The 22,731-nt window shown below is 48.9% G+C and carries 17 protein-coding genes; 6 read left to right on the top strand and 11 right to left on the bottom strand.

Annotated elements, in window-relative coordinates:
- The first annotated feature begins 19 nt into the window (after nt 1-19).
- From M1E03_RS02340 to M1E03_RS02325, 4 genes are all read left to right on the top strand, one after another.
- Nucleotides 20-1,318: a hemolysin family protein gene (locus M1E03_RS02340; protein WP_023857118.1), complete on the top strand. Its 1,299-nt coding sequence runs from the start codon at nt 20-22 to the stop codon at nt 1,316-1,318.
- A 148-nt stretch (nt 1,319-1,466) separates the two neighbouring features.
- The gene (locus tag M1E03_RS02335; protein ID WP_023857117.1) at nt 1,467-2,678 is read left to right on the top strand and encodes an ammonium transporter; all 1,212 of its coding nucleotides are present in this window, start codon (nt 1,467-1,469) and stop codon (nt 2,676-2,678) included.
- Nucleotides 2,679-2,696: 18 nt separating this feature from the next.
- Nucleotides 2,697-3,047, top strand: a complete 351-nt coding sequence (locus tag M1E03_RS02330; protein ID WP_003185936.1) for a P-II family nitrogen regulator — start codon at nt 2,697-2,699, stop codon at nt 3,045-3,047.
- Nucleotides 3,048-3,268: 221 nt separating this feature from the next.
- Nucleotides 3,269-3,652 (top strand): hypothetical protein, encoded by a 384-nt coding sequence (locus tag M1E03_RS02325; RefSeq protein WP_103749405.1) that lies wholly within the window; start codon nt 3,269-3,271, stop codon nt 3,650-3,652.
- 479 nt (nt 3,653-4,131) lie between these two features.
- Here the strand turns inward: M1E03_RS02325 and M1E03_RS02320 are convergent, their stop codons facing one another.
- The 3 genes from M1E03_RS02320 to M1E03_RS02310 form a co-directional block, all read right to left on the bottom strand.
- Entirely contained in the window at nt 4,132-4,704 is a 573-nt protein-coding gene (locus M1E03_RS02320; protein ID WP_458110650.1) for an ATP-dependent Clp protease proteolytic subunit, read from the bottom strand.
- A 13-nt stretch (nt 4,705-4,717) separates the two neighbouring features.
- Nucleotides 4,718-5,323, bottom strand: coding sequence for an RNA polymerase sigma factor (locus M1E03_RS02315; protein WP_458110649.1), 606 nt, complete (start codon nt 5,321-5,323; stop codon nt 4,718-4,720).
- Nucleotides 5,324-5,458: 135 nt separating this feature from the next.
- Nucleotides 5,459-6,334: a peptidoglycan DD-metalloendopeptidase family protein gene (locus M1E03_RS02310; RefSeq protein ID WP_458110648.1), complete on the bottom strand. Its 876-nt coding sequence runs from the start codon at nt 6,332-6,334 to the stop codon at nt 5,459-5,461.
- A 193-nt stretch (nt 6,335-6,527) separates the two neighbouring features.
- On the opposite strand from M1E03_RS02310, the gene M1E03_RS02305 reads away from it, so the two are divergent.
- A complete protein-coding gene (locus M1E03_RS02305) occupies nt 6,528-7,025 on the top strand; it encodes an N-acetyltransferase family protein (protein WP_458110647.1) in 498 nt (165 codons plus the stop codon).
- Between the two features lie 54 nt (nt 7,026-7,079).
- On the opposite strand, the gene M1E03_RS02300 is transcribed toward M1E03_RS02305, so the two are convergent.
- The gene (locus tag M1E03_RS02300) at nt 7,080-7,523 is read right to left on the bottom strand and encodes a YwnF family protein (protein ID WP_458110646.1); all 444 of its coding nucleotides are present in this window, start codon (nt 7,521-7,523) and stop codon (nt 7,080-7,082) included.
- Between the two features lie 247 nt (nt 7,524-7,770).
- Here M1E03_RS02300 and cls point away from each other — a divergent pair, with 247 nt between their 5' ends.
- On the top strand, nt 7,771-9,219 hold the full coding sequence (gene cls, locus M1E03_RS02295; protein ID WP_458110788.1) for a cardiolipin synthase: 1,449 nt from the start codon (nt 7,771-7,773) through the stop codon (nt 9,217-9,219).
- A 52-nt stretch (nt 9,220-9,271) separates the two neighbouring features.
- Here cls and M1E03_RS02290 read toward each other — a convergent pair whose 3' ends face one another.
- Genes M1E03_RS02290 through M1E03_RS02260 form a run of 7 tightly spaced genes read right to left on the bottom strand, consistent with a single transcriptional unit; the run spans nt 9,272 to nt 22,693 of the window.
- Nucleotides 9,272-10,705 carry an MDR family MFS transporter gene (locus M1E03_RS02290; protein ID WP_080131522.1) on the bottom strand — a complete coding sequence of 478 codons (1,434 nt, stop codon included), beginning with the start codon at nt 10,703-10,705 and terminating at the stop codon, nt 9,272-9,274.
- Nucleotides 10,702-10,926 (bottom strand): MbtH family protein, encoded by a 225-nt coding sequence (locus M1E03_RS02285; protein ID WP_023857108.1) that lies wholly within the window; start codon nt 10,924-10,926, stop codon nt 10,702-10,704. The genes M1E03_RS02290 and M1E03_RS02285 overlap by 4 nt, the downstream gene beginning before the upstream one ends.
- 2 nt (nt 10,927-10,928) lie before the next feature.
- Nucleotides 10,929-18,095 (bottom strand): amino acid adenylation domain-containing protein, encoded by a 7,167-nt coding sequence (locus tag M1E03_RS02280; RefSeq protein WP_458110645.1) that lies wholly within the window; start codon nt 18,093-18,095, stop codon nt 10,929-10,931.
- 14 nt (nt 18,096-18,109) lie between these two features.
- A complete protein-coding gene (locus M1E03_RS02275; RefSeq protein ID WP_035337878.1) occupies nt 18,110-19,036 on the bottom strand; it encodes an isochorismatase family protein in 927 nt (308 codons plus the stop codon).
- Between the two features lie 25 nt (nt 19,037-19,061).
- Nucleotides 19,062-20,684, bottom strand: coding sequence for a (2,3-dihydroxybenzoyl)adenylate synthase (locus tag M1E03_RS02270; RefSeq protein WP_145654593.1), 1,623 nt, complete (start codon nt 20,682-20,684; stop codon nt 19,062-19,064).
- Nucleotides 20,685-20,698: 14 nt separating this feature from the next.
- Nucleotides 20,699-21,889: an isochorismate synthase DhbC gene (gene dhbC / locus M1E03_RS02265; protein WP_026580226.1), complete on the bottom strand. Its 1,191-nt coding sequence runs from the start codon at nt 21,887-21,889 to the stop codon at nt 20,699-20,701.
- A 24-nt stretch (nt 21,890-21,913) separates the two neighbouring features.
- On the bottom strand, nt 21,914-22,693 hold the full coding sequence (locus tag M1E03_RS02260; protein ID WP_035400343.1) for a 2,3-dihydro-2,3-dihydroxybenzoate dehydrogenase: 780 nt from the start codon (nt 22,691-22,693) through the stop codon (nt 21,914-21,916).
- Nucleotides 22,694-22,731 lie beyond the last annotated feature (38 nt).

Raw genomic sequence — 22,731 nt, 5'->3', positions numbered from 1 at the left:
TTTTTGAGAAGGCGGGGCATTGGAATTACTGAAGCTGATTGCAGTGGCAGGATTAATCGCATTAACGGGCTTTTTCGTCGCGGTCGAATTCGCCATCGTCAAAGTAAGGCGGACAAAGATCGACCAATTGATCATTCAGAAAAAAAAGGGCGCGCTTGCCGCAAAAGAAGTGACCTCACACCTTGACGAATACTTGTCAGCCTGCCAGCTTGGAATCACCGTGACGGCATTGGGCCTCGGCTGGCTTGGTGAACCGACGATGCAGACCTTGCTGCATCCCCTTTTTTCCAAAATCGGCTTGAACGAGTCGATGACACATATTCTTTCATTTTTGGCCGCTTTTTTATCGGTCACTTATCTCAATGTTGTGATCGGAGAGCTGGCGCCAAAAACGATCGCCATTCAAAAAGCGGAAACCGTTACTCTGCTTTTTGCACAGCCGATGATCTGGTTTTACAGAATCATGTTTCCTTTTATATGGCTGCTTAATCATTCAGCCCGCATGATCACAAGTCTGTTCGGCCTGAAGCCGACCGGTGAACACGAATTGGCGTATTCGGAGGAAGAGCTGCGAACACTTTTATCTGAAAGCTATCAAAGCGGGGAAATCAACCAGAATGAATTGAGATATGTAAACAACATTTTTAAATTCGACGAACGTACAGCAAAAGAAATTATGGTGCCCCGCAATGAAATGACCGTCCTGTCTCTTGACGACAGTGTAAAAAAAGTGAAGCAGCTCATCAAAGAAACAAAGCACACCCGCTTCCCCGTCATGGAGGAAGACAAGGATCACATCAGCGGAATGATCAATATAAAAGAACTGCTGCTGGCTGAGCTTGCAGGCGGGTTTTCTTTAGAAACAAAACCGTTAAAGCCATATATCCATCCGGTTATCCATGTGATTGAAACGATTCCCGTCTACCAGCTGTTCGTCAAAATGCAAAAAGAGCATACACATATGGCGATTCTCGTAGATGAGTATGGCGGAACATCCGGCCTTGTGACGGTTGAGGATATCGTCGAGGAAATCGTCGGCGATATTCGCGATGAATTCGATACTGAAGAAGTATCGGCTGTTCAGAAACTGGAAGATGACCATTACATCCTCAGCGGTAAAGTACTAGTCAGCGATGTAAACGACCTGCTCGGAATTCATTTATCAGATGAGGAGATTGATACAATCGGCGGCTGGATGCTGACGCAGAATATTGAGAGCAAGCCCGGAACGGCGATCGAAAGTGAAGGATTCCGTTTCAAAGTAAAAGATATGGACGGACATCGAATCGTTGCAGTTGAGGTTGAAAAAACCGATTAATCCCCCTTTCAGCCTCTCCCTGTCCGCTTTTCTTCCTAAAAACCATGTGAGGAAATCTGACATGTTCATCATGATATCTCCCTTTTGTCACTATAATGAAAGAAAAAGAGATCTGCTCTCAATCTAAATGACTACGGAGGAATGAAACATGCAGATGGGGGATACAGTATTTATGTTCTTTTGCGCTTTGCTCGTATGGCTGATGACGCCGGGCATCGCTTTATTTTACGGAGGACTTGTCAGGAGCAAAAATGTGCTCAGCACCGTTATGCACAGCTTATCTTCAATCGCCATCGTTTCCATCATATGGATTTTGTTCGGCTATTCGCTCGCTTTCGCTCCCGGAAACCCATTGATCGGGGGTTTGGATTGGATCGGACTGCAAGGTATCGGATTTGAACCCAATGCCGATTATTCGGAGACGATCCCGCATACGCTTTATATGATGTTCCAATTGACATTTGCCGTACTGACGACTGCGATTATTTCCGGAAGCTTTGCGGAGCGAATGCGCTTTCCGGCCTTTATTCTTTTTTCGGTGCTCTGGGCGGTTTTCGTTTACTCGCCGGTCGCCCACTGGGTATGGGGTGGAGGCTGGCTTGACGAGCTGGGAGCGATCGATTTTGCCGGCGGCAACGTCGTTCACATCTCTTCCGGTGTAGCCGGCCTGGTTGTTGCGATTGTTCTCGGCAAGCGGAAAAATATCAGCGATACCGCCCCTCACAACCTCCTTCTGACTTTGCTCGGGGCGACTTTGATCTGGTTCGGATGGTTCGGATTCAACGTCGGAAGCGCCCTGACGATCGATGAAGTCGCCATGACCGCTTTTATCAACACGAATACGGCTGCGGCTGCGGGGCTGATCGGCTGGATTTTGGCAGAATGGCTGATCAATAAAAAGCCGACGATGCTCGGCGCCGTCTCGGGAGCAATCGCGGGGCTTGTCGCGATTACACCGGGCGCAGGCTTTGTTACGCCTTTCTCATCCGTATGGATCGGGCTCATCGGTGGAATCGTCTGTTTCTGGGGTGTGTTTTCGCTGAAGAAAAAATTCGGCTACGATGATGCGCTCGATGCCTTCGGACTTCACGGGCTCGGCGGAACATGGGGCGGAATCGCGACGGGCTTGTTCGCGACGACATCAGTCAACGCAGACGGAGCAAACGGGCTTTTTTACGGAGACATCAGTCTCCTTTGGAAACAGTTGATTGCGATTGCCGCAACATATTTGTTTGTCGCAATCGTCACATACGCTATTATTAAGATAGTCAGTATTTTCTTTAAACTCCGTGCCTCAGAGGATGAAGAATCATTAGGCCTCGATCTGACGCTGCACGGCGAAAAAGCGTATCAAGATTAATTTGTCAGGAGTGATGGTATGAGCGGTCAAATGTATAAGGTGGAAATTGTAACTCGTCCTACAAACTTTGAAAAGCTGAAAACGGAGCTGGCCAAAATCGGGGTAACGTCCATTACGTTTTACAATGTACACGGATGCGGCCTGCAAAAAGGGCATACAGAGCTTTACCGCGGGGTCAAACGCGAAAGCAATGTATATGAAAGGTTAAAAGTCGAAATCGTCGTCAGCAAAGTGCCTGTCGAAAAGGTGGCCGAGACGGCGCAAAACGTCCTGAAAACCGGGGAACCCGGTGACGGCAAGATCTTCATATACGAAATTAAAAACACCATCAACATCCGCACAGGCGAGGAAGGTCCTGACGCTTTATAAAAAGATCGAAGCTCCCGGCTGAAGTTAAGCCGGGAGCTTTTTTTGCATATGAAATTTTATTTTTCTCCATTTAAAAGCAACAGTTTCCTCATATAAGATAATATAACCTTAGCAAGATAAGTTATTGTTAATGTATAATTTCCCCTTATTTTGTTGTTTTTTAAAAAATATCTATTAATATAGGAAATGGTTTCTAATTAAACAAAGAAAGGAAGTCTTAAATGAAAAGAATTGTAATGACTTTGTTCACAACTACTCTCTTAGTTTTTGTATTTTTCACCGGAAGTTCAGATGCTTTTGCCATGACTTCAAAAGGAGCAATTAAGTTTCAGACAGATGCTAATACATATTCAAAACGTGCTACTTCAATTGTTGTGACAGGCACTCTTGATAGATTAAACAATGGTGCTGGAGTTTATCTTGTAAATAAGGCAGGCAAAACAGTCAAATACGCATCTGTTGATTGTTGTAATAAACGCAGTTTTAGAGTAAGCTTTTCAACAAAAAGTATTCCTGCAGGCAAATATGATGTGATAGTAACAACAAATTGGGGAACTCGAAACTATATTGGAGAACTAAAACACTATATTACTGTACAACATTAAATTTATAGTATTACAATAGAGGTTACCGCTGGGTTCCTATAGAATTTTCAAAAACACATTTTTATGGTGAATCTTTAAACGGTGCCTCTTTTAGTCTTCAGACTTTCTGCGACACACCCTCTTTATTTTTCAATTTTCCAATAAGATAATAGTCCATTTTAATTACACAATTCTTGGACGGCGATTTACGTGAGCACAAATTCTATTCATTATAATCTTAGATAAGCTCACAAACAGAAACTAGAATGACACCTAACAGCTAATCAAATACTTGTCTTTAGTATGATCAACTTTGGGATTAAGATAATGCCTGGCTGGCTATTACATAATATAAAATTCCTCATTTATATTAAATGAAAATACCTTAAACAATGAGGAATTTTTATATTATTACCTGCCATAATTATTAAGGAACACATCCCTACTTGTTAAAAACGAGAATCCTTAATATATATTTCTAAGGTTCTTTTCTTAAAGTTTTACAAAACGGCATCAATAATCCCGTATGCCTTCGCTTCGTCCGCATCCATAAAATAATCACGTTCCATGTCGGCTTTTAGTTTTTCAATGGGCTGGCCCGTTCGTTCGTGAAAAAAGTGCTCGATTTTTTCCCTCAGTTTGATGATCCGCTTCGCTGAAATCTCCATGTCTGTCGCCTGTCCTTTGACGCCGCCGAGCGGCTGATGGATCATGATTTCGCTGTTTTTGAGCGCATACCGTTTGCCTTTTGTTCCGCTGGCGAGGAGAATCGCCCCCATGGAAGCTGCCATTCCGACGCAGATCGTGCGGACATCCGGCTTTACATAGTCCATCGTATCCAAAATCGCATATCCCGCGGAAGTTGATCCGCCCGGGCTGTTGATATAGATCGAAATGTCTTTTTCATTGTCTTCGGCTGACAAAAACAGCAACTGGGCGGTGACCCGATTAGCGAGGTCATCGTTGAATTCAGAACCGATCATAATGATCCGGTCTTTTAAAAGTCTGGAAAAAATATCGTACGATCTTTCACCGGCAGCCGTTTTCTCAATGACGTAAGGAATGGTGTTCATAGCCTTTTTCCTCCTAGGCAGCACACCTCATCATGCTGATGCAAGACGGCTGCGAAGCGCCGAAAAGCCACGTCTGTTTGGCAAATTCGAGCAGATCATCGGGGTTGTGATACAATATCGCCCGAACAAGCAGACCAATGTGTTCGTCATCCCCGTCCGCCGCTTCCCTTTGCAGAACATCTGGAGAAAGCCTTTTTAATCGCTGACGCGATCTGAATAAAAGCGATTTGACGGATGATTCGGGCTTACCGAGCGACTCGGCGATTTCGTGCAGCTGAAAGGAAAACACATCTTTGAGCAAAAAAATCGTTAATTGCTTCGGCGTTAAAATACCGGAAAGCTGTTTCAGCAGGTGCTCGAAGTCATCGGCCGCCTTCATGCGCTCTGCCCGCCCGTCTTCCAGATTGTCTTCAGACAGAAAGATTTCGCGTTTCCTTTTTCTGAGCAGGTCAATCCATTTATGCTTTGCCACCGTCTTTTGATAAGCATGTGAGGCGTCTGTTCGATTGATTTCGATTAACTTCAGGATGGTATCCTGGACTAAATCCTCGGCATCCCATTTATCACCTGTCATTCTCATGCAATACTTCATCAGCGCTTGCTGTTCTAGCTCATTCATGAATGCATTCACACTCCTTAAAAGAGGCCTCTTACTTAATAAACGGCTGGCTCTGCAAATTTGATACGGGTTTTTTATGATTGTAACAAAAAAGGCGCCTATCGTATTTGATAGGCGCTCTGAGGGAAGCGTGCCTTATGACTGGCTTGAATCGTCAGACTGGGTTCCGTCTTGATTTTCTGACCCTTCAGACGAATCTTCCCGTTTGGTTTTGTCGTCTTTTCCACCTGTTTGATCTTTCGCTTTGTCTTCTGTTTTTGACTTTTCTTCAACAGAAGGCTGAGCAGGTTCCTTCATTTCAGCCGCTTGTTCCTCCACCGCTTTTTCGATGCTGGAGACCGGCTTGTCCATGAAGTTCAACGGGTTTAGCGCAACACCGTCTTTGCGGATTTCAAAATGCACATGGTTTCCGCCTTCTTCATTGTAAAGGTTTTTGCCTGCTTTTCCGATGACTTGATTTTGTTCAATCTTGTCACCTTGTTTGACGCTTACTTCAGAAAGAGACTGATACACAGTTGATAAACCATTTTCATGTTCAACTTCAACAACGTAGCCCAGTACAGGGTCTTTTGCAGCTTTGATGACCGTACCGCTGAGAGATGCGGAAACATCGAATGTTTTTCCGTCTTTCTCAGCCAAGTCGATACCTTTGCTCATGCTGTACGTGTTATTATAGTTTACAAGTGCTGCTTCTTTCTCTTCTTTAGTTGCGTCAGTTTCAAAGAACTTTTTAACGACAGAAACATTTTCAGAATCAGCAACCGGCATTGCGACATTTTCGACTGGTTTGCCTACTTCTACCGCGTCATCCCGGTTATCATAGGCTGATTTCTTACCATCGTCAGCAAGCTGATCTTTTACATCGTTGTTAGAAGTCGATTGATACCAAAGAACGGCGGTTAATACAACGACGGCACTTGTCAAATAGATGGCCGGAAATACCCAGCGTTTACGAAAAAACTGTTGCAGCTTTGTGATTTTGGAAGTACGATTCTTTTCTTCCTCTTTCATTACTCATCACCTCAGCAACATTCTGAACACTTTTCAGAAAATATATACATTTACAAAAAACTTTTTTTCAAATTAGTCTGCACCGGCTGCTTCGTTTTTATGTAAAAACCGCCCTAAAACCTGAAATTTCACCAATGTGCATGATAACGGAAAAAACGCCGAAGATATAACATATGAAGAAAGGACAGAGAGAATGAAACTACGGATCGCCAATCTGGAAGACCTTCCCGCAGTAGTCGATATTTACAACTCCACCATTGCGTCGCGAATGGTTACGGCAGATACAGAACCCGTCACACCTGAAGAAAGGCTGAACTGGTTTTTGAACCATACCGAGGCAAGGCCTCTTTATATTGTGGAAAATGAACAAGGGGATATCGCCGGCTGGATCAGCTTCGAATCATTTTACGGTAGGCCCGCCTATAACAAAACCGCCGAAGTCAGCATTTACCTTCATGAAGACCACCGCGGCAAAGGGGCGGGTTCAGCGGTGCTTGAAAAAGCGCTTGAAGCCGCGCCAAAGCTTGGAATCCGTTCTTTAATGGCGTTTATTTTCGCCCACAACGAACCGAGCATCAAGCTTTTCAAAAAATACGGCTTTACCGAGTGGGGACACTTTCCCGGAATCGCCGAGATGGACGGAATACGGTACGATTTGAAAATATTAGGAAAAGAATTGAATGAAGCCTGATCATCATGATGGCACAAAAAAAAGAGCTGTCATGCAGCTCTTTTTTTTGTGCCATCATTCAGCCAGCCTGCGCCTTCTGATCTCTTCTTCATTTAAAAATTCCAAAAAGCTTCTCATCACAGTAAACGGCTCTTCTTTGACCGCCCGAACGTAGCGGCTTTTCCGTTCATCGGAAAGCACTTCGCTTGTTTGCATCCGTTCCAATATATATTTCATCACCGATTGCTGAACATTTCTTTTTTGGTAAGACGACTCTCTGAACAGCGCCATGCCGAAAGCTGCTGCTGCGGCAGCGCAGCCGATTTTTATCATTGAATCGGTTCCATAGGATGCCTGCCCCCAAAAAGAGGAAAGATAAACCAATGAAGCAACAAGCAGCGGAATCGCGATAAAAAGAAATATCAGCCTTTTCTTTAAGAACGGCGCCGCCACATGCTTGAGGTTATCCATTTCTTCTTTCATAAAAGCCGGCATTTGATGGAAACGTTCCATATCCATAATCAATCCCTCCCGATTTGGTTAAAGAGGCGTTGTTTCGCTGATTAAATCATGCTTTTTATATGTATATCGTAACTTAGATCCAACATGTTTTACAGTTTTTTGCCTTTCCCCTTTTTATTAGGAACTTTCCGTCCCCCGCCCCGTATAACATGAGATAGTTGCTTGAAAGGGGAGTAACTGTTATAAATGGAATGTATAAAAACAAATCCGTCTTGTGAGGTTCAATATGGATATTATTAAAAATATCAGCATCACATCGATATTTCTCGGCTTTATATTAGTTTTAAACACGCTATTGGCAATCGTTGTGATCTTTAGGGAACGCCGGGATGCAAGCTCCTCCTGGGCCTGGCTCTTGGTACTCTTCTTTATTCCCGTTCTCGGCTTTATCCTCTATTTGCTCTTCGGCCACAATTTGAGCAGGAATCACCTTTTTCAATGGGAAGACCGAAAGAGGATCGGGATGGAAAAAATATTGGAGCAGCAGCTGACCAAGCTGAAAAACCGCGAGTTTGAATTTCGCAATAAAGCAACGGCGGACAGCAAAGACTTGATTTATATGCACATTCTGAATAACCACGCCGTTTTCACGGAAGACAATGCGGTCGAGCTGTTAACGGACGGACGCCAGAAATTCGACAGACTGCTTCGCGACATTGAAAACGCCAAAGACCATATACATCTTCAATATTATATTTATAAAGGCGATGAGATCGGAAAAAAGCTGCGGGACGCGCTGACCAAAAAAGCAAAAGAAGGCGTTGAAGTCCGTGTTTTGTATGATGAATTGGGATCAAGAAGCCTCAGGAAAAGCTTTTTCAAAGAGCTGAAAAAGGCGGGAGGATTTGTCGAAGTTTTTTTCCCGTCGCGTTTTAAATTTATCAATTTGCGCATGAATTACCGCAACCACCGCAAGCTCGTCATTATCGACGGCGTCATCGGCTATGTCGGAGGATTTAATGTCGGGGACGAATACCTCGGTCTAAATCCGGCTTTTGGCTATTGGAGGGACACGCATCTCAGAATCAAAGGAACGGCAGTCCATTCGATTCAAACGCGTTTTATCCTGGATTGGAATCAGGCCTCGCACCATCACGATATTACATATATGCCAAACCACTTTCCTGACATCGATTCCAACGGAAACATCGGCATGCAAATCGTCACCAGCGGCCCCGATTCAGAATGGGAGCAGATTAAAAACGGCTATATTAAAATGATATCAACGGCAAAGCGGTCGATTCTTATACAGACGCCTTATTTTATTCCGGACGCAAGCCTGCTCGATGCCCTCAGAATTGCTTGTCTGTCCGGCGTTGACGTGAGAATCATGATCCCTAACAAACCCGACCATCCTTTTGTGTACTGGGCTACCTATTCTTACATCGGCGAACTTTTAAAAGCCGGCGCTTCCGTATTTATTTACGACAACGGATTTATCCATGCGAAAACAATCGTTGTAGATGAAGAAATTTCATCAGTCGGCACGGCAAATATTGATATGCGCAGCTTCAAGCTCAATTTTGAAGTGAATGCTTTTTTATACGATGAGGAAATTTCGAGAAGCCTTGTCCTATCATTTGAAAAAGATCTGCAAGTCTCAAGGGAGCTGACCTATGAGGAATATTTAAACAGAAGCAAATCGATCCGCTTCAAAGAAGCCATTTCGATCCTGCTGTCGCCGATTTTATAGCGCGCCATTCATGCGGTAAAAAAATCCTCCCGGAAACGGGAGGATTTTTGTTTTACTTACCGGAAGCCGCCGCACCCTTGGAAACTGAAGCATGCTTGTCCATTTGACGTTCAGTGTCAGCGTCCTTGAGCTTGAGTGCGATGAAAAATGCTGCCATGAGGAAGCCGGCTGCACCGAGCAAAGCGGTCCGGTAAGCTGATAAATCGGGCTCTATCCCTGCGCCAGGCTGACTGAGCACGGCAAGGACGCACGACATGACGGCAACTCCAAAAGCAGATCCGAGCCGGTTTTGCACATTAAACAGCGTCGTTGCCCGACCCATTGATGAAGATGAAATGTTGGCAAAACAAACAACCTGCGCCGCGCCAACCGCATGCCCCAGAAAAAAGCCCGCCGAAAACAGCAGCAGCCTGAGAAGCCACAGATTTGACCCGTATCCGGTCAGGCTCAGCAGCCCAAACAATACAGCGGCGCCTAAAAGCGCAACGGAAATGACCCGCCTCGGCCCGAGCTTATCTAACGACCTCGGCATCAGCTGGGAGGCCAGCATCAAGCCTAATGCTTCGGGAAACGTGATCAAAGCGGTATCGGTCGCAGAATAGCCGAGTGCTTCCTGGCACAACAGCGGAAATATATAGAGCATGCCAAGGAGTCCGCCTGCTGTCAAAAGCGAAATGACGCTCATCATTCCAAAAACCCGGTCCTTCAATAAGCGCAGTTCAATCAACGGATGCTCAGCCTTCAGCTCGACAAAAACGAGAATGGCGAGGAGAATCACTCCCCCGGTTCCTGAAACAAGCACATTCGGAGAGCCGAAGCCCTGCACAGGCCCCTGGCTGAGTGCAAAAACTGCCAACGCCATTCCCGGCCCAGCCAAAAGAAATCCTAGCCAATCAAATCTCCCCGCTTTCGGCTCCATATGTTCATGAAGATATAACAGGCCAAACAGCAGAATGATCATACCGATCGGAATATTAATGTAAAAAATCCAGCGCCATGACAGCTGATCCGTCAGAAACCCGCTGATGATCGGCCCAACCGCAGGCGCGACCGCAATCGGAAGAACGAGAACTCTCGAAATTTTAGCCCGTTCGTGCGGAGGAAACGTCCTGAACAAGATTGCCATTCCCACTGGTGTGATCAATCCGCCGCCGGCTCCCTGGATCACGCGAAATACGTTTAATGCCGCCAGATTGTCAGCGATTCCGCATAATGCGGATGCAGCCGTAAATATGGAAAGCGCGGCAAGGAAAACACGCTTTGTCCCAAAGCGGTCTCCAAACCAGCCGGCTGCGGGAAGAAAGACCGCCAAGCTGACTAAGTATCCGATGTTAATTGTGCCTGCAGCAGACGGCAAAGTTTGAAATTCGTTCATGATGGCGGGCAATGCCATGTTAATGACACTCGCATCCATTGCAGCCATAAACATGGCCGTTACATATACAATGCTGACAACCGTCCTTTGATTGAACGGCCTTCTCTTCATTGCTGACCGCCGTGAACTTCTGCAGCCGGCTTCAAGCTGTTCGGCGAGAGATCGGTCCAATTCGAGCTGATATAGTCGATGCAGGCGCTGCGGCTCGTTTCCCCGCAGACAATCTCCCACCCTGCCGGAATATGAACAAAGGCGGGCCAGAGTGAATACTGGCCTTCCTCATTCATTAAAACAACATATGTGCCCTGTTCATTTTCAAAAGGATTTGTCATCGTTATCTCTCCCTACTTGTCCGTATCTTTTTCAAGCCGTCCAGTTTTTCCGCAACATGACGTCCGATTTCGGCCAGCGGCTCCGGCTGGCACAAATCTTTATGCCGGCAATCCATATCATGAATATCAATGTTTCCGTTCAGATAAGGAAGCCATGACTCCGGATCGATCGGATCAAACCATTCCGGTATCACGGTAGATTTGAAGAACAGGATATCACCATGAAAGACGCGGGGCTTATATTCGCTTAAAATCCGGACGGAATTCACATAGGTCTCCTTTAAATTCAAGATCGCAGCCTCATCCAGGCTGGCAAGCGCACTGCCGTCTCGGCGCAGTATATCGATCGCACTGGAAAGTTTCAGCGGTTCCCCGTTAAGGCTGTCCGGATCGTATCCTCCCAATGCTAAGAGTGCAATCAATGCTTCCTGCTCATCAGGTGCATCTTTAATTGGAAGGAAGTGATTCGGGTATGCATCAAGCATGACAAGAAGCGAAATGTCTTCCCCTTGTTCCTGCAGCTGAGTTGCGATCGCATGTACAACATTGCCTCCGAGAGACCAGCCGAGAAGACGATAAGGCCCTGTTGGCTGAATCGTACGAATGTGCCTGATATAATCCGCGGCCATGTCGTCGAGCGTATCAGGAAGCTCTTCCTGCCTTGCGATCCCGCGAGCTTGAAGGCCGTATATCGGATATTCCTTCCCGAGTGCCGTCATTAAACCGGCATAACACCAGCTGAGGCCCCCGGCCGGGTGCACACAAAACAGGGGATCCTGACTGCCTCCGGTTCTCAGCGGAAGCAGTACATCCAGCGCACTTTGCCCGCCGCCGGATTCAAGCCGTTCAGCGAGTCCGCTGACAGTAGGTGCTTCAAGCAGGTCGCCGATGCCGAGCTCGACGCCGAGCGCTTCACGAATGCGGCTCATCAGCTGTACGGCGAGCAGAGAATGACCGCCAAGTTCGAAGAATCCGTCATCAATACCAATCCGCGGCACATTGAGGATTTCTGAAAAAAGATCACATAAGATTTCTTCCTGCGGTGTTCTTGGCCCCCGCCCTTTAACAGCCGCGGCAAAATCAGGCTCAGGCAGCGCTTTTCGATCAAGTTTGCCATTTGGAGTCAATGGCAGGTCTGCAATTTTTACAAATGCAGAAGGCACCATGTACTCCGGCAGAGTGCCTGCGGCAAACCGGCGCAGCTCAGCCGGATCAGTTTCTTCTTCAGACGTCGGGACAACATAGGCGATCAGGCGCTTGTCCCCGGGCTGGTCTTCCCTTACAACTACAGCAGCTTGATTCACCTTGTGATGGCGGACAAGCACCGCTTCTATCTCGCCGAGTTCGATTCTAAAGCCGCGGATCTTGATCTGCTGATCGGCCCTGCCCATATAATCAAGAGAGCCGTCTTGGCGCCTGCGGGCAAGATCGCCGGTTCGGTACATCCGGGTTCCGGGCGGACCAAACGGATCAGCGACAAAACGGTCTGCCGTCAAATCGGGTCTGCCCAAGTAACCCCGTGCGAGGCCGCCCCCCGACACATACATCTCTCCGGTGACGCCCGGGGGTACCGGTTCAAGGTATTCATCAAGCACATATACACCTAAATCGGGAATCCCTTGACCGATCAGGCTGTTCGCTTGAAGTGCTGCAGTCTGCTGATCGAGGGAAATATAGCTGACATGTACCGTCGTTTCTGTAATTCCGTACATATTAATCAGCCGCGGGAAATGCTCCGGATGGCGTTCATACCAATCTTCAAGCCTCTTCAGTTCGAGCGCTTCCCCTCCAAAAATGATAAAGCGCAAGGAAAGGCACTTTCCTGTCTCAGCATTGTCCCGGTCAGCCTGCATCAATTGATAAAATGCGGAAGGGGTCTGATTGAGCACAGTCACTCCCTCGCGTACGAGAAGATTGAGAAAGTCGGCCGGCGAGCGGCTGATTGTATGAGGCACCACGACAAGCCGTCCCCCATTGAGCAGCGCTCCCCAAATTTCCCATACAGAAAAGTCAAATGCGTAAGAATGAAACATCGTCCAAACATCGTCAGAGCCAAAATGAAACCATTGGTCAGTCGCTCCGAACAGCCGCACGACATTTTGATGTGGAACGATCACTCCTTTCGGCTTGCCGGTCGAACCGGATGTGTAAATGACATACGCCGGGTTAAGAGGCAGCAAAGGCTTCGTACGGTCGGCATCAACCGGATTCGCAGAAGCGCATCCGTTCAGTTCCTCTTGTATGCAAGGGTCATCAAGGACAATCCGTTCAACAGATGCGGGAACAGAAAGGCATGATTCGACCGCTGAACTCGTAACGATGCAGGCAGGATGTGCATCATTCAACATAAACGCTATCCTTTCTGCCGGGTAGTCCGGATCCAGAGGCACATATGCCGCGCCAGCTTTCAGCACTGCAAGCAGTCCGACAACCATATCCAAAGATCTTGGCAGCGCCAGGGCAGCAAATTGTTCGGGACCGACCCCTTTGGCGATCAGGAGATGGGCAAGCCGGTTAGCGCGTCTATTGAGCTCGCCGTATGTGAGCGAGTCATTTTCATATATAACCGCAACGGCTTCCGGGTCCTTCGCAGCCTGCTTTTCAAATAAAACAGGCAAAGATGAACAAGGTATGTTGTTGGACGATTTGCTCCAGTCAGCCAGCATGTTTTCACGTTCGGCCGGAAGGAGAATATCAAGTCTTCCGATCGGCTGATCAGGGTCGGATACTGCTGAATCCAGCAGTCTGACAAGCCGTTTGGCCAATGTTTGAACCGTATTTCGCTCAAATAAATCTGTGCTGTATTCCACAAATCCGCCGATACCTGCGGGTGTTCCATCCGCTTTTCGATGTTCCCGAAGCTCAATCGTCAAATCAAACTTGGCTGCGCCGACACTGCGAATGTCAATGTCTGATTTAAGGCCGGAAAGTTCAAGCTCAGGTTCAGGCGTATTTTGATAGGCGAGCATGATTTGGAACAGCGGATGTCTCGCTCTTGACCTGGCAGGATTGAGCACTTCAACAAGGCGCTCGAACGGAAGGTCCTGATGCTCATATGCTGCAAGATTTACTTTTCTAACTCTGTTCAGAAGTTCCCGAAAACTTGGATTACCCGATGTATCTGTTCGGAGCACAAGCGTATTAACGAACAATCCGACAATTCCGCCTAAAGCATCATCGTTTCTTCCCGCTATCGGGCTCCCGAGCGGAATGTCGTGGCCTGCTCCGAGCCGTGTCAGCAGTGAGGCAAGGGCCGACTGCAAAATCATGAACATGCTGACTCCGGTGCTGCGGGACAAACCGAGCAAACGGCCGTGTAGCTGTTCGTCAATGCTGAGATCAATCGTACCGCCTCTGTAGCTTGATTCCGACGGACGCGGGTGATCAGTCGGAAGCTCCAGCTGATCAGGCAGATGTTCCAATGCCTTTGACCAATACCCGAGCTGCTTGGCAATCAGACTGTCCGGATTGCTCTCATGTCCAAGCAGATGTTCCTGCCATACGGCATAGTCGGCATATTGTATAGAAAGCGGCTCCCAAGCAGGTGCCTCACCATTCAGACGCGCATTGTAGGCGGTTTCCAAATCGCAGGTCAGCGGCGTTAAAGACCAGCCGTCGCCAATCATATGGTGCAAAAGCAGAAGAAGAACAAATTTGTCCGGTCCGAGTACGAATAGCTGGGCGCGAAACGGAGGTTCCTTTTCTAAATGAAAACGGTGCCGAACAGCCTCAGCCAGGACTTTTTCCAAATCATGTTCGCTGACATGGGATACAGCGAGTTCGGGACGTGCTTGATCCGCTTCCAATATCAGCTGGTGTGTTGTCCCCTGCTGATCCGGAAAAATTGTTCGAAGCGGCTCATGTCTTGCTGCTACATCGCTCAGAGCGGTTGTCAGCGCCTCTCGGTCCAAACGTCCGGTTAAATGAACGACAACCGGAATATTATAGGTCGGGCTCGGTCCTTCCAAACAGTGCAAAAACCATAGGCGCCGCTGCGCGAAGGACAGCGGAATTTCTTCCCGGCGCTCTCTTTTACGCAATGCCGGACGGGCGCTCTGCGCCTGATCAAGCTGTTTGGCAAGCCCGGCGGCTGTGGGCTCATCGAATAAACGGCCGATTCCGAGTTCGACGCCAAGCGTTTCCCGAATCCGGCCGACAAGCCTGCCTGCCAGAAGCGAATGTCCGCCGAGATCAAAAAAGCTGTCATCAATACTGACTCGCGGCACCCCCAGCACTTCAGCGAATAAATCACACAATATTTCCTCTTGAGGTGTCCTTGGCTCACGTCCGCCTGTATGCATACTCAATGCCGGAGCCGGCAGGGATTTGCGGTCAAGCTTTCCGTTCGGCGTAAGCGGCAGTTCATCAAGAATGACAAATGCAGACGGAATCATATAGTCGGGCAGTGTTTCACCAACGTAGCCGCGAAGCTCGACAGGATGAAGGCTTTCTCCCGAAGCGGGAACGACATACGCAAATATACGCGGATCACCGGGCTGGTCTTCACGAACAATAGCAGCAGCTTGTTTAACAACCGGATGATTTGCAAGCACCGCTTCTATTTCTCCCATTTCAATGCGGAATCCGCGAATTTTGACTTGATGGTCCGCACGGCCGATATAATCAAGCGACCCGTCTTCGCGCCAGCGCACGAGGTCGCCCGTCCGGTACATCCTCGATCCAGGCGGCCCGTATGGATTCGCAATAAAGCGTTCAGCCGTGAGAGCATGACGGTTCAAGTAGCCGCGCGCCACTCCTGTTCCTGCCACATAAAGTTCTCCAGCCGCTCCCGGAGGCACGGGCTGCAATCCGGCGTCTAGAACATACAGCTGCGTATTCCAAATCGCACGGCCGATCCCCGGAGATTTCGTGCAGTTGCCTCCCAGCGCGGCGGCTGTAGACCAAATCGTTGTTTCCGTCGGTCCATAAAGGTTCGTTAATGTGCATCCAAGCTGCTGCAATTGCCGGGCCAAGCTGGCTTGCAGAGCTTCCCCTCCGACAAGCGCACGAAGACCTTTAAGCTTCTCCGGAGCGCTCGAGGCCAATGCATACCAAAGGGTCGGTGTGGCCTGCATCATTGTGATTCCGTATGTTTCAATCATTTTAGCCAATGCGGAGGGGTCTTGTACCGTCTCCTTCTCGGCAAGAACGACTGCCGACCCGCTGATCAGTGGCAAATAAATTTCGAGTGCTGAGATGTCGAATGCAATCGTTGTGACGGCCAGCAGCCGGTCGTCTTGATTAAGCGGGAACATATCCTGCATTGAAAGCAAAAAATTGAATAAGCTTTCAGCTTGTACAACTACGCCTTTAGGTCTGCCGGTTGATCCGGATGTATAAATCATATATGCCGGCTGAGCGCCGGAATGCTGTCTGCCGGGATTTCCTTCAGAACATCCGGAGATTTTTTCCATAACAGTTTGTTCATCAAGGATGAACTTCGGCGTTTGCGAACTGATCATGTCTTGTGCTTTTTTGCTGGTGATGACAAACAGCGGCTGTGCATCATTGAGCATATACTCGATCCTGTCAGCCGGATAATCGGGATCTATAGGTAAATAAGCCGCTCCAGCCTTGAGAACGGCGAGCATGCTGACAATCATTTCCGCTGAGCGCGGCAGGGCCAAAGCAACGAATGTCTCGGGTTTCGCCCCCTTATTGATCAGCAGATGAGCCAGTTGATTTGCCCTTTTATTTAATTCGGAATAGGTGAGAACCTCATCATCGGAAACGACTGCCGGAGATTCAGGGTACTCCTTCGCCATCATTTCAAATCGTTGCGTAAGACTCTCATTTGGAAGACCGCGGTCTGTTTGATTCCATTCGATCAAAATTTGAGCGCGTTCTTCCGGGAGAAGAATATCCAACGTCCCCACCGGCTGAGTTTGCTCGCAATCGGCAATCGTTTTCAGAAGAGTAAGAAAACGATGAATATGATGTTCAAGTTCATCCGCATGATAAACAGCGGGGTTTGCATCCATGTTTATTTTCAACCCGCCTCCGTCCGGGCGGCCGTAAATGTTGATTGACAGATCGTCCACAGGTCCTGTGGCAAGATTATGCACGATGCCTTGACAGCCGGCAAAATTCAAGCGTTGCTCAAAAGGCATCAAATTAAGCTGCGGACCGAACAGCCGCTGATTTTCGCCAAGCAGCTTGAGTTCCCGGCGCAGTTCTTCGTGGCGGTAATGCTGATGACGCCTCAGCTTCATCATCTCTGCTGAGATTTGCTTGACCAGCTCTCCTACGCTCATGTCCGGCTGCATGCCAATCCGAAGCGGAAGGAGATTCATGACCATACCCGGAATATGGAGAGCGGCTGACCCAAGGCGGCACATCATCGGCATCCCGAGAACGACGTCATTTGCCCCCGTCAGCCGATGAACATATATTGCAGCTGCTGCCATCACGGTTTCGTGCCAAGTTGCTCCCATTCTGCTTGCGGCAGACAGAAGACGCTCAGCATGTTCACTCGGCAGATAGTCAGACCTGCGAAGAAAGCTTGAAGAGGTGCGCGGCGCCCTTTCGGCAAGACTGACTACCTCCGGTTCATCGCTGAATCGCTCAAGCCAAAATTGCCGATCTTCCTGATACTTCTCTGATGCGCGGTAAGCCGTTTCCTCCGCGAGAATCAAATCGAGGGAGCCAAAGGCTCCGCTCTGATCGATCGATTTGTTCTGCATCAATGCGGTATATATTTTTGACAGCCGCTCGGCGATCAATGTAAAGCTGAACCCGTCCGTTGCGATATGGTGAGTTCGCTGATACCAGAAGTAATGATCCGGCGCCGTTTTGAAAAGCGCTTCTGTAAAAAGCGGACCGCGAGTCAGATCAACCGGACGGGCAAGGTCATCCTTCATCCAGCTTTTCGCCGCCTGTTCCGGATCGGTTTCTGAGCTGACATCAACATAATGAATCGGAAAATCTGCCGACGGAACGATCACTTGCCACGGTCCGTCTTGATCTTCTCCAAATCTGGCATGGAATGATTCAGCTTCTTTCATGACATGGCGCAGCGCTTTCTCGAAAAGCTCTTGATCAAGCGGGCCTTTAATTTCAACGTATTCAGCTGTATTGTAGATCGGATTTTCCGGATCAAGCTGCTGAGCAAACCAAATGCCGGCTTGCGCTCCTGATAATGGCTTTCGGTTATGTTGACATTCAAGCATTAAGGCGACCTCCTTCATTGATAGTCTGCATTCGGCAAGGGTGCTTCTTTAGAGGAGGACAACAGTCTCCACCAGTTTTCAATCGAAGGGTCCTCCGCAAGCTCCACAAATGACACCTCCCGCCCCGCTCGGCGCCAGCGCTCCGCGAGACTCATGATTCTCACGGAATCAAGTCCCCTGTAAATCAAATTTTCGCTGTCGCTTATCTTTTCCGGTGATTCAAGAAGAAGCGATGCGACCTGTTCGCGAATGATCTGTTTTGTCAGTGCATGAGAGCTTTCTTTTGCGTGTTCATGGCTTGCGTCATCTTTCAGCTGGCTCAAAAGCTGTTCCGCAGTGATTGTGACGCTGCAGCGGTCAGCTGCGTATGTGATGGCCATTTCATGATGCTTTAATGAGAAATCTGCCACCGCATCGGCGACAAAAAACGTTTCAATATCTTGCATAAACGCATCACATGCCGTCATCAGGCAGCCGATATGGGCATAGATGCCGGTGATGATGAGCTGATCCCGACCTTGCTCCTCCAGCACACCTAAAAGGTTGGTTTTTCTGAACGCATTGTACCTCCACTTGGTCAGAACGATGTCGCCTTCATTCGGTTTCAGCTCATCTACGATCTTCTGCTCATCGGAATCAGGACCGATTCCGGGTCCCCAAAAATCTTGGAGAAGCCCCCGTTCTTCCGGTGTCTGAGCGCCTGGCTGAGCCGTGAAAATAACCGGAATGCCAAGCTCGGCACATCGCTTCCGAAGCTTCTTAATATTAGCCAGCAGATCTGTTACCGGAGACTCGCCGCAACGGTAAGCGTTGAGAAAATATTGCTGCATATCATGGATGAGAAGTGCAGCACGCTTCGGATGAGGAGTCCATGACACCTTGTTTTTCGGCATATTTGATGCTTCTGGCATTTGGTACGGTAAGATGGCAGGAATGGCCATCAAATCACATCCTCTCATTTTTTTATCACGTGATATTCTTAGCTGCAGACATTTTTTCAGCAATCGCTGTACGCAGTTCTTTTTTGCTGACTTTTCCTACGCCTGTCTGCGGGAATGCTTCAACCATTTCCACCCGGTCAGGTATTTTGTAGGCTGCAAGGCCCCTTTCTCTCAAAAACGATTGCAATTCAGCCTGAGCAGGTGCAGCGCCGCGTGGAATAACATACGCACACGTTCTTTCACCGAGAAATTGATCCGGCATCGAGACAACCGCCGCATCGAGTACGGCGGGATGTGCGAGCAGGTGGTTTTCCACTTCTTCCGCGGCAACCTTCTCCCCGCCTCTGTTGATCTGGTCTTTGGCTCGTCCTTCAACAATCAAATAGCCTGATGAATTGACTTTGACCAAGTCGCCCGTACGGTAAAACCCGTCTTCTGTGAACGCTTTGGCATTATGTTCCTCAGCTTTGTAATAGCCGCGGATCGTATAAGGACCTCTTGTCAGAAGCTCCCCGGTCTGTCCGGGTCCAAGTTCGCGTCCTTCTTTATCCACAATTTTAATTTCGTCAAACGGAGACATCGGTCTGCCTTGTGTGTGAACGATCGTGTCTTCAGGATCATCAAGTCTGGTATAGTTGACCAGACCTTCTGCCATGCCATAAACCTGCTGCAGTTTGCAGCCAAACACCGATGTGACGCGTCTGGCGGCTTCGGCACTGAATTTCGCTCCGCCGACTTGAAGGACCTGGAGACTTGACAAGTCGTCCCGGCGCGCCGGAGCAGCGTCAAGCCAGATTAGCGCAAGCGGCGGTACGAGACCTGTGATCGTTACCCTCTCCTTTTCGATCAGAGGAAAGGTTTCATCCGGGCTGCCTCCTGACGCAAGAACGACTCTGCCTCCCGTATAGAGTGTACCGAGCACTCCCGGCGAACTGAGCGGATAATTGTGAGCGATTGGAAGAGCGGCAAGATACACGCTGTTGTGATCAAGCCTGCAAATCTCTGCGCTGACCCTCAAGCTGTATATATAATCATCATGCGTCCTCGGGATCAGCTTAGAAAGACCTGTGCTTCCCCCTGACAACTGAAGAAAAGCGACATCTTCTGAATGGACGTTCTGCGGAGGTGCAGGCTGATCATAAAGGCCCGACAGCGCTTCAAACTCCTCCGATTCGCCGGCGACAATGACATGACGAAGCCCCCGCAGCTTTCCCTTTACCTGTCTCGCCAGCTTGCGGTAGTCAAACCTTGCGTGATGATCGGGAATCACATAAGCAGCAGCTTCAGAAAACTCGCAAAAATACGTGATCTCGCTATGTCTGTGCGATGGAAGCGCAAAGACAGGCAGAGCTCCGATTCGGAAGAGTGCAAAGCAAACTTCAAAAAACTCGATGACATTCGGCAGCTGGACAACGACGCGGTCATTTTTTTTGATCCCAAGCTTTAAAAGACCGCCGGCCAAAGAGTCGGCTCTCTTGTCTAACTCTTGATAGCTTAAATGGGTATCTCCGTATGTAAGGGCAATGCGGCTGCCATGTTTTTCGGCCCGTTCCCTCAGCATTCCCCCAAATGTTTCGCCTCGCCAGCATCCCTCCTTCCGATATTTATCCGCAAACTCCTTCGGCCATGTTGGGCACCCTTTCAACATCCTTTATCCCTCCGTTATTCACTGTTCATTCCCATCGCAAGAAGCATCGTCCGAAACTTTGCAGACGTTTCTGCAAGTTCTTCTTCAGGCTTCGATCCGGCGACAATTCCGGCGCCTGCGTACAGCCGCAGCGCGTGTTCCTCCGCCTCAGCACAGCGAATCGTTACGACCCATTCACCGTCACCGTCCGCGTCACACCAGCCGACCATACCTGTAAAAAATCCGCGGTCAAACGGCTCAATCTGTTTAATCGCTTCTTTCGCCGCATTCGTCGGCGTGCCGCAAACAGCGGGCGTCGGATGAAGAGCGGCGGCGAGCTCTAATGAAGATACAGAAAGATCTGTAAGCTCTCCCTTCAATTCAGTTGAAAGATGCCACATCGTCGGCGTGCTGATCAGCGATGGTTCCGGCACCTCCAGCTTTCGGCAAAACGGCTTGAGCGCGGAAGCAACCGCTTCGACTACGACCGCATGTTCGTGACGGTCTTTAGGAGAAGCAAGCAGTTCAGCCGCCCTTCTTCGATCTTCTTCAGGATCATCGCTTCGAGGTCTTGAACCTGCTAAAGGATTTGCCGTAACGCGGAACCCGGACCGTGATACAAGCAGCTCAGGACTTGCGCCTATCAAAGTGGTACGAGGCGCTTCCGGCGATTGCCCGGTTAAGTCAACGGCAAAGTTGTACCCGCTTGTATTGCGGCGGGCAAGATTTCGCAGCAATTGACCGATATCGACTTTGATCGGCGAGGTCAGCTGCAAAGACCGGGAAAGGACGATCTTACTGTATTCTCCTGCTGCTATACCTGCCAACCCTCGTCTGACCCCGGTCATATACGCTTCCGGGCTTGGAATCTGCTCGATATCATAGGGGTACAGGGCAGGTTCAGGATCCTCTTTACCGTCTTCTTCACATGTCAGCGGCCCCGCCTGCCACGCTTCGACCGGCACGGTTAACTGCGCCGGCTTTGTATCGTCAAACGGTACAGCTCCGACCACCATCGGATTTTTCTGCCCGTTCTCCCTCGCTTTTTTCAGAACTTCCGCAGCCCGCTGAGCAAGGCTTTGCTCTTCCGTTTGAGAAACAGAAGCCAAAACACCTTCCGCCAGAATGGTCCGCTCAGGGGAAGAGAAAAAGAATGAAGCTCCGGCCTGATATTCCTTCAACAGCTGATCGGCAAGCGCTTCTGACACGACATGACGTTCTATCATCATTAAAACCTCCTTTAGATTGAATCAGGCTCCAAGCGTTGCTCCGCCATCGACGCGCAAATCGTGCATCGTAATATGACGAGCCCCGTCAGACAGCAAAAATACTACAGCATCTGCAATATCAGCCGGCGAAGCCAATTTTCCGAGCGGGATTCCCGTTTTGAATGTTTCAAGTGATCCTTCAATTACGCCTTGCGCAGCTTCCTCACCTTGCCATAGCGACCGCTGCATCGGCGTATCGGTTGATCCGGGCGATACGATATTGCAGCGGATATTGTACTCGGCAAGTTCAAGGCCGAGACATTTCGTAAACATTAAAGCGGCCGCCTTAGAGGCCGCATAGGCGGCCATATGCATACGCGGCACTGCCGCCGCATTTGATCCGACAGTCACGATCGCTCCAGTTCTGCGCGGAATCATCCGGCGGGCGACGGCACGCGATACGTTAAAAACCCCGGTAGAGTTGACGCTGAACGTCTTCTCCCAATCTTCATCACTCAATGAATGGATCAGACCCGTTCTGAGCACGCCGGCTACATTGACAAGCATGTCTATCGGACCGATCTCGCGTTCAACATGGGCCACAAGCTGATCGACGGCGGCACTGTCGCCCACATCCGCGGCAAAACCGGAACCCTGCAGATCTTTTCGTTCAAGTTCGGCTTCAAGTTCAAGCAGCCCTTTTCGATTTCGATCAGCTGCGGCAACAAACACCCCGCGTTCAGCAAGCGACAGAGCCACTTCTTTGCCGATTCCTTGCGAAGCCCCAGTCACCAAAGCAACCTTGCCTTTCACTCTTATCATTTCCTTTCTTAAAAACGGCAGCTCCCAAGTCTCAAAGA

Source organism: Bacillus sp. PK6-013 (assembly GCF_054161445.1).
Note: the sequence above shows the minus strand (reverse complement) of the source record. Positions and strands in the feature narration are given on the sequence as shown.